The sequence below is a fragment of the Methanosarcina sp. UBA5 genome (assembly GCF_002505485.1).
In the GTDB taxonomy this organism is placed as follows: Archaea; Halobacteriota; Methanosarcinia; order Methanosarcinales; family Methanosarcinaceae; genus Methanosarcina.
Genome location: NZ_DAVG01000011.1, coordinates 1 through 8,298, shown reverse-complemented (window position 1 = coordinate 8,298; position 8,298 = coordinate 1). Strand labels below are relative to the sequence as shown.

Annotated in this window: 8 protein-coding genes; 3 read left to right on the top strand and 5 right to left on the bottom strand. The window is 36.6% G+C overall.

Going from position 1 to position 8,298, the window contains the following annotated elements; translation table 11 throughout:
- A partial coding sequence (locus BP621_RS00830; RefSeq protein WP_292387320.1) for an Rrf2 family transcriptional regulator occupies window positions 1–458 on the bottom strand: 458 nt, incomplete at its 3' end.
- A 256-nt stretch (window positions 459–714) separates the two neighbouring features.
- On the opposite strand from BP621_RS00830, the gene BP621_RS00825 reads away from it, so the two are divergent.
- A complete protein-coding gene (locus BP621_RS00825; protein WP_292387317.1) occupies window positions 715–846 on the top strand; it encodes a hypothetical protein in 132 nt (43 codons plus the stop codon).
- Window positions 847–1,014: 168 nt separating this feature from the next.
- On the opposite strand, the gene BP621_RS00820 is transcribed toward BP621_RS00825, so the two are convergent.
- From BP621_RS00820 to BP621_RS00805, 4 genes are all read right to left on the bottom strand, one after another.
- On the bottom strand, window positions 1,015–1,887 hold the full coding sequence (locus tag BP621_RS00820) for an HsdM family class I SAM-dependent methyltransferase (protein WP_292387314.1): 873 nt from the start codon (window positions 1,885–1,887) through the stop codon (window positions 1,015–1,017).
- 1 nt (window position 1,888) lies between these two features.
- Window positions 1,889–2,080: an N-6 DNA methylase gene (locus BP621_RS00815; RefSeq protein WP_292387311.1), complete on the bottom strand. Its 192-nt coding sequence runs from the start codon at window positions 2,078–2,080 to the stop codon at window positions 1,889–1,891.
- A gap of 204 nt (window positions 2,081–2,284) precedes the next feature.
- The gene (locus BP621_RS00810) at window positions 2,285–5,107 is read right to left on the bottom strand and encodes a PocR ligand-binding domain-containing protein (protein WP_292387308.1); all 2,823 of its coding nucleotides are present in this window, start codon (window positions 5,105–5,107) and stop codon (window positions 2,285–2,287) included.
- Window positions 5,108–5,908: 801 nt separating this feature from the next.
- Window positions 5,909–6,148 carry a DUF7557 family protein gene (locus BP621_RS00805; RefSeq protein WP_292387305.1) on the bottom strand — a complete coding sequence of 80 codons (240 nt, stop codon included), beginning with the start codon at window positions 6,146–6,148 and terminating at the stop codon, window positions 5,909–5,911.
- A gap of 715 nt (window positions 6,149–6,863) precedes the next feature.
- Between BP621_RS00805 and BP621_RS00800 the strand changes: the two genes are divergently transcribed.
- Both BP621_RS00800 and BP621_RS00795 read left to right on the top strand, forming a co-directional pair.
- Window positions 6,864–7,154, top strand: coding sequence for a putative quinol monooxygenase (locus BP621_RS00800; protein ID WP_349682033.1), 291 nt, complete (start codon window positions 6,864–6,866; stop codon window positions 7,152–7,154).
- A gap of 619 nt (window positions 7,155–7,773) precedes the next feature.
- Window positions 7,774–7,926, top strand: coding sequence for a hypothetical protein (locus tag BP621_RS00795; protein ID WP_292387303.1), 153 nt, complete (start codon window positions 7,774–7,776; stop codon window positions 7,924–7,926).
- The last annotated feature ends 372 nt before the right edge of the window (window positions 7,927–8,298 follow it).

Genomic DNA, 8,298 nt, shown 5'->3' with positions numbered 1-8,298 from the left:
TCATCCCTTCCTGTAACTTCTCCGCGGATTATCAGGCGATTCACAGGAGTCGGACCAATCTGAATTTTATCGTCAATCAAAAAGTCCTTTGTGCTTCCTAGCACGCGGATGACTCCGTGACAGACTTCTGGATTTCTTACTGTTGTAAAGCTTATTTCGGCAGCTGTAGCATCATCAACCAGGCGATCGTTTTTATAAAGTGGAACAGATGATTCATTTTTTAGCTGCTTGATTCGTAAAGCGCCATATGCTGCTCCTGTGGATTTGTAGCCTCCTTTTGGCCCGGGAACCCCTTCCACTAAACCCAGAGCTTTTAATACCTGCATCTGGTTGCGGATAGTTCCCGGGCTACGTTGGATAACCTCGGCAATTTCTTCCCCCTTAATTGACCTGTCTTTTTGCCTCTGAAGGTTGATTAACGTAATAATGATATCTTTTTGAATCGGAGTGAGTTCCATACTTCCACCATCCTTTTCACATACTTTTATCAGGATTTATAAGGATAGTGTATACTATCCAATAACGATAAGATAAATTTATGCGTGCATGTATTTGCCATAATTATCTATTATCCGACTTTCAGCAGGCATGTTATATTTTGTACTGTTCAGATTCTTAAGCACAGAGATTTTTTGGAATGATGATCGGTGAACTTGAATCTCTGGGACTTACAGACGTTAGCGGATACATTCTCGTTAAGGTTTTAAGGGGTTTATGGCAATCGTCAATACAAAGGGTAATGAAGCCTCGCAGATTGCTACCGATTCATTCCAGATTCTTAAACACCGGAATTTTTGTGGAATGATGATCGGTGAACTTGAATCTCTGGGACTTACAGAAAAGTGATAAGCCTTTTTCCCACTAACCATTCATGTTTTAGAAAGGGTTAAAGCTTAGGAAAACTTGGTTTTAGGAGTCGGGTTAAGGCTTAAAGGGTCAAAAAATGAAAAAATAATTTTTTAACAAATTAATAGTAAAGGATACAGCAGGTCACAACGCTTTTTGGGTAGACTCTTAATTGAGTAAACTCTTCAATTCCGCAATATTCGCTAGTATCTGCCCTTCGAGTCCCTTTATCTTCTCGATTATGACTTCAGGCTTCTCGTACCTGACTTCCTCGTACTCAATCTCTTTGTACCGGGAAATCGAAAGGTCATAGTTTTTCAGCTTGATCTCGTCCGCTGGCACATAGAAGCATTTCCCCTTCCTATCGGTTGGGTTTTCTTCCCTACGATTTCTAAACCTCTCGATAACATCAGGAATATCCCCTTTTCTATCGAGTGGAGGCCTCTTATCATGCAGAGAATACCCATCTGCTTCCATATCGTAGAACCAGACCTTCTCCGTATTCCCTCCTTTTGTAAAGATGAGCACAGCAGTTGAAACACCTGCATAGGGCTTGAATACACCAGAAGGCATGGAAACTATTCCTTCAAGCTGGCATTTTTCGAGCAGGAGCTTACGTAGATCTTTATGGGCACTCGAACTGCCGAACAGTACTCCATCAGGCACAATGACACCACATTTACCACCGATTTCGAGCAGCTTGAACATTTTCTCAACGAACAGGAGTTCGGTCTTTGTTGTTCCTATAGTCAGTCTATCTTTGATGTCATTTTTATCAATGCTTCCCTTGAATGGAGGGTTTGCAAGAATTACTGTGAACTCTTCTTCCCCATTGTACTGGCTAGAGAGTGTGTCAATAGGTTCGATATGAGGCGTTCTAATCCCATGCAGAACCATATTCATGAGTGCAATCCTGATCATTGTTGAATCAAAGTCGAAGCCATAGAAGGTGTCCTGATGAAGTTTGTCCCATGCGCGTTGTTCGGTTATGTGGTCTCCTATAAGGTTATGCCAGTCTCCTTCCTCGTCTTCTATTACCATGTCAAGACTTGTATTTCCTTAGGATATACCTGTAGGCTGTAAACAGAAAACCGGCAGTGCCACATGCAGGGTCACAGATTCTGTCATTGATGTCAGGGTCAACAAGCTCTACTATCATCCTGATAATATGCCTGGGCGTTCTGAACTGCCCGTTCTTCCCTGCGGTTGAAAGCTGGCTTAGTAGCAGATTCAAGATTGCAGAAAAAATTATTGAAAAATTTAGAAGAAAAACAGCCTAATATATTTGAATATATTGAATTGCATAATTTATTACAGAAATAATAAGTTTTAAAGGGATTACCTAATGAGGTATTAGACTACTGTTCTTTATTTACTTGGAATACATTCCTCTTAGCTAATTTTTATAATCTTTGAAAAATTGGTAAATGCTTCTGTGTTATTGATAATCATTTATTTCTCTTACTGTGAACCTTATAGCGAATTCTGTTCCGTTATTTCTTTTAAGTTCAAGTTCTCCATCTAATTGATCCACGAGGGAAATTACCAGTTGAAGCCCCAGACTATCAAGATCTTCAATATTAAGGTACTCGGGAATGCCAACACCATTGTCTGAGACGGACAGAAAATAAGAGGTACTCTTATTGCCTTCAGTCTCATATTCTCCGTTTTCCTCTTTGTGGAGTTTAATTTTTATTTCTCCTTTATCCCTGCCGGAAAATGCATATTTAAAGGAGTTTGAAACAATTTCGTTGATAGCTATCCCTAATGGAATAGCAGTATCCATATCTAAGAAAATATTCTCTTCCAGATCGAAATTTAAACTAACATCTGTCTTGAGACTGTATGTTAGGAGGAGATTATTAGCTAATTCCTTTATGTATTGCGAAAAGTTAAGCAAATCAATATTTTTACCTTTATACAATTCCTCATGTATAAGAGCAATAGAAAGAACTCTGTCAATGCTTTCTTTGAAAGCTTTCAACACTTCTGAATCTGTGATAGTCTTTCTACCTTTAAACAAATCAGCCTGAAGGTCCAGAAGAGATGAGATAACCTGAAGATTGTTCTTGATTCTGTGATGTAATTCCTTCTTACGGATAATTTCGAAATTCCTGAGAGCTTCTTCTGCTTTTTTTCTTTTAGTTATATCTCTGTAAATCACTGAGATGGCGATAAGCTTTCCAGTGGTATCAAAAATCGGAGAAAAAGTTACTGAAACATTTATTATTTCACCATCTTTCCTTAATCGTAAAGTTTCATACTGCTGAACTTTTTCTCCCTGTTTTACCAGTTCAGCTAATTTTTTTGTTTCTTTATCTAAATAGGGTGGAGCCAGATTGGATATATGCTTTCCGAGAATTTCTTCCGCTGAATAACCATAAACCTGTTCTGCTCCTTTATTCCAGCTTGTAATAATACCATCAAGGGACTCGGTTATAATAGCATCATTCGATGATTCCACGGCATTCGCCAGTATCTTAATCTTCTCTTCAGCTTTTTTACTTTCTGTAATATCCTGAACTATTCCCTTTATTCGAATGGGGATATTTTTCTCATTAAAAATAACTTCAGATTGTGTATGGACTGTTCGTTCTTCCCCATTAGCTAGGACTATCCTATGGTGGATGCTGTAAAGTTTTCCATTCATAGCTTTCTTAAAGGCACTATCCACATAGTCTCGATCATCTGGATGTACGTAATTTAAAACTTCGTTGTAGGGTGGTACTAATTCTTGAGGATCATGTCCGAAAATACGATACATTTCATCCGACCAGTATGTTTCACCAGTTACAAAATCCAAATCCCAATTTCCAATGTTAGCCATCTTTTGAGCTTCAGCAAGACCTTTTTCACTTTCTTTCAATGAGTTGTAAGCTTTCTCAAGTTCTGCGGTACGCTCTTCAACTATTTTTTCTAAATTGTCATTTGCTTTTTTTAGAGCTTCTTCTGCTTTTTTACGTTCAGTAATATCTATAAATGCAGAAATGGATCCACGTAGGTTTCCCTGTTCGTCACGTAGTGGTCTTGCATTACCCAATATATGTCGTATCTGGCCGTCAGCAGATACGATATCCAGCTCGCAGTCATTTATCTCAATGCCCGTAGCCGACAACTGCAACGGCATTTTTGAAGGCGGAATCTCTACCTCATCCTTGAACAATTTAAACATCTCTGGCTTCTCTTCCTCAGGAGCTGACTTTGAAAAGTTTGTACCTACAGGAACTCGTAGCCATTCGTAAGAAAGCCTGTTACCAGTTATCCGAAGCGCCTGAGGGTCATGTGCTATATAAACAGAGACAGGAACGGCATCCAATAATACTTCAAGTTCCTCTGAACGAGCTTGCTCACGTTTCCCGCTCTCCTGCAGTGCATCCACCAGAACATCACGTTCCACCAATGATTTGGCCAGCTTGAGATTACTATATCCTAGTTGTGAAACCATGTTGGCAAATGTCATTAAGAAGGACATGCTTGTGTCCACCGCTTCCCTGCTAAGCCGAGGAACTTTTTCAAGCGCGTTTATATATTCTTCCTCATTGAAGCCGTATTTTCTAGCCTGAGATCGGAAAAGCTCATAGTCCACAAGTTCGTCTTCAAAAAAGAACTGCCCTGAAAAAGCATTGCCTACATGCTGTTCTCCCACTATAATGGGAGTTGCTATATCCCACATGTTGTTTTTGCATTTGTATAGCTTAAACTCACCAGGGGAAACATCTGAAGACAGCTTTGTGTCGCTTTCCATGCAATGCTTGCAGGTTTCGGAGCAAACCCTGTGGAATTTTGTGCATATATCCTTCCACCCAACACCTACCAGAACATTACCTTTGAGATCGACTAGGGCCATGGTAATGTGGGCAAGCTTATAAAAATCGTTCATTAGAGATTGGACCGCCTCGATATCAATGATATCAGCGAGTTCCAGATTTGTCATCTCCAGAACTTCACTTTCCCGAAGTTTTCCTTCAAGTTCTTTCTGGTCAGTTATATCGAATCCAGAAATGTTTACACTTTCTTGTTTGGGTAAAGGATTAAAAACAACCAAGTATACTCTTTTTCCTGCTCTAACTTCCATTTTTTCTGGATTATTCTGGATAATTACTTTTTGCACAATATCTCCGATACTAGAAGGCAATTTTTCTCCTACTTTCACACCCCACTCCTGCAATAAGGGCTCACTAGCCTCATTTGAGTAAAGAACAGTACCTTCACTTCCCACACTCATTACAGGATTTTGGTTCTTTTCAAGAAATTGCTCCATTGATTTTTCCCCTTCAGGCGCTTTTTCTTTGATGCATTTTTGACGACAATATCTCTATTTGGTAAGCAGTGGTAATATATGAATATTTTAATTGTTGCAATAATATTTAATTTATTATATTCTATTATACTATAGTATAAAAGCGTAAGAAAAATCTGGATATCCGGACAGGGATAAATAATAACCATGTATGTGCCAACAAAAAAGAATTAAACCGGAAAAATAAATATGTCTATTTATATAACTAATTTTTTTAAATTTAACAGTATTCAACTCTTTTAGATCTTGCTCACAAATCTGTTATCTTTCACTACTAGACTGTGTCTCATCCATTTTTTTAAAAGGAGGAGAATGTATTATTTGTATTAATGAGTATATAAAGGGTAATACACACTAAAATTAGTGTTTTCAATATCAATCACCTTCTTTCTAATACAATTAATACAAATAATACAAAATAATAATAGCCGATTTAAAATTTTAATTTAATCTAACTCTTTATAATATACTCTTTTATATTCCAAAATTGTATTATTTGTATTATTTTTGTCCAAAAAGAAGGCGTGCGATTCATAAAATACATTTTTTACCATGTATTGGAGCAAAAAGCAAATCGGTATCAATAGACACTCACCTACTAATACAGGGTTGTATTATTCTGTATTACAATTAAGAACTATCTGAAAAGTGGTTATCCGCTGTAACTTTTACAATAGGCAATACGCATAACCGGAAAGGATACTCGGATTTTATATCTATTTTACCTTTTTAGCATGAATCACTGACTTTTCGGATAATCTCTTATTCATCCTTCTCCAAATCTCCCCACACTTCTTCTGCGGTATAAAATTTGCCTTCCGCATATTCTCTTAAACTTTCTTCAATTCCTTTAATTTTTTCTTCACTTAAAGGTTCATGGTCGGTTGCCATGTAAATTAATCTTTCAACAACAGAATTATATGATTCTTCGGGATTGATTTTGAATTCATCCAGCTTTTCTTTTGTTTCTGGATCAAGAGAGATTGTTGTAGTCGCTACCATATAATTTCATATAAGGTGCTGTAGTATATTGAATTAATCCAAGGATTGAAAATGTAGTCGGCTTCCACAGGAGAGAACTTAATTTTCCCAAAAGGTGTGCTTAGAGGCAAAAGCACGATCAGAAAAAATTTTTTGGAAAATTAAATTATAAAAATGTTAAAATCTGTTTTAACTGAAGTTCTATTTATATTTTGAGATTAGACTTATTGAGAGGCTCTGTAATGAATCTAAATAACTTTTTAATTTCTCTATTAATCTGATTATAAAAACCTCTCAAATCGCCTCTAATTCAATCTTTATGAATTTCACTATTCCTAAGTTTGGGGTTCAGAGGGTTGATTCCCATGAAATTAAGTAAAAATTCTCAAGATTTCATTCCGATTGGAAAAAACTAGGGTTTTCTAAGGCATTACGTGAAACAAAAAGCGATAAGCTTTCATCAGCCATATTTTGGAGAAATCCAGTTTCAGTGATAGTGCTTGAGGCTTAAGGGAGTTAGTTTTATCTAACTAGAGTATTTTTTAAGGTTATCTACTATTATAAATTAAATTCGTACAATCTTATATATTTTCAAGCATATAAATAGTAAAGTTATAAAATACCTTATGACTGACGCAGTTGAATTACAAAATCAGTAGCATAATCCTTCAACTAATTTATACTTGACTTTATACCTCAAGTCCTGTTTATAATGGCGTTTAGGTAAAGAGGGGGAATAGTTATAGTATATTTTATTATAAAGCACAAAGTCGAAGACTATCACAAATGGAAACCTGTTTTCGATGAAGACAGATCAAGGAGAGAAAAGGCAGGCTGCAAAGGCTGGCAGCTCTTCCACAGTTTATATGATCCAAATGAAATCTTCATCCTTTTGGAATGGGATACAAAAGAACACGCAGCCAAGTTCGTAGAATCCGAAGACCTGAAAAAAATAATGCAAAAAGCAGGAGTAGTCACAGAACCTGAAGTCCATTTTTTTGAGAAAATTGAGGATTTTTCTCTATGATTTGCAAAAGTTCAGTGTGCTAGTGGAAGAAAATTCACTATAATTGGTAATCAGGCACGATCGGAAAAATTTATGGAAATCTTCTTTCTACACCTATGGAACTCAAAGAACGTTTTTATATTGTTAACCTCCTATTTTATAGTAGGGTTTACATAACGGAGTTGCTTCAAGCTGTTTTAATTTAATGGATCATGTTTTCTTCCCTGAATACATTCTCGAATTTTGATGGATAATATGCCGAGGAATGAAAAAATCAAATTGCGTGCGGCCACTCCACCCTAAAGGATGGGGTATGCTTCGGGCCGCCCTCCCGGTTTCTGGGGAATAACTAAATATCCATTTACAAGACTTTCTTAATGCAGAGTTGCATTACCAACTTCTGTAACTGTGACGCTAAGAAACCTCACTTTACAAAGAAGCAACGGTACAGAGGTTTAAACGAAACCATAAANNCCAATCTAAAGAATGGGGTATTTGTGACCCTCTGCGCTCCCGTTGTAATAATAGAAAATTTACTTCACGACGTGGTGTTTAAGTTTCACCATACTCAGCAACTTTTTCTTCATATAATTTTAAAAGCTCAGAAGCTTTGATATCCAGTCCTTTGGCAAGTTTGCAAATGGATGTAAGTGTAGGAATTTACTTCCCTGTTTCAATTGAACTGATAAATGATCTATCTGGGGGAGTGACTCTTTTAGGGATAGAAGAGATAGAATATTGTTACAGCGTTAAAGAGCCAAAGCTGTTATCAAGTCATTCTGATTTATATTAAACCCTTATTTATATTTCTCTAGTTATTATATATTGTAACGACAACGCTCTAATGATACAATTTGAGGTCTCTTCTATCAACACGTAAAATCATCAATATCTAAAATATAAAGAAAAATATAAAGATAAAATTTCTCAATTTACATATTTTCTGAGAAATAAATGCAGTGTATCTGCCGATAGGAAGTGAATTGAAAAAAATAGCCTTAGAATTGTATCAAACTGGACAATCGTAGGGGTGTAAACAAATGGGAAAACAAACATTTTGTGAAATAAAAAAGACACTTGGTATTTCCCTGTTAGTTCTTTTTGTAATATCAGTGTCAGCAACGGCAGTGAGCGCATGGTCTTCTGAAAAAGGGGTTTGTGCCGA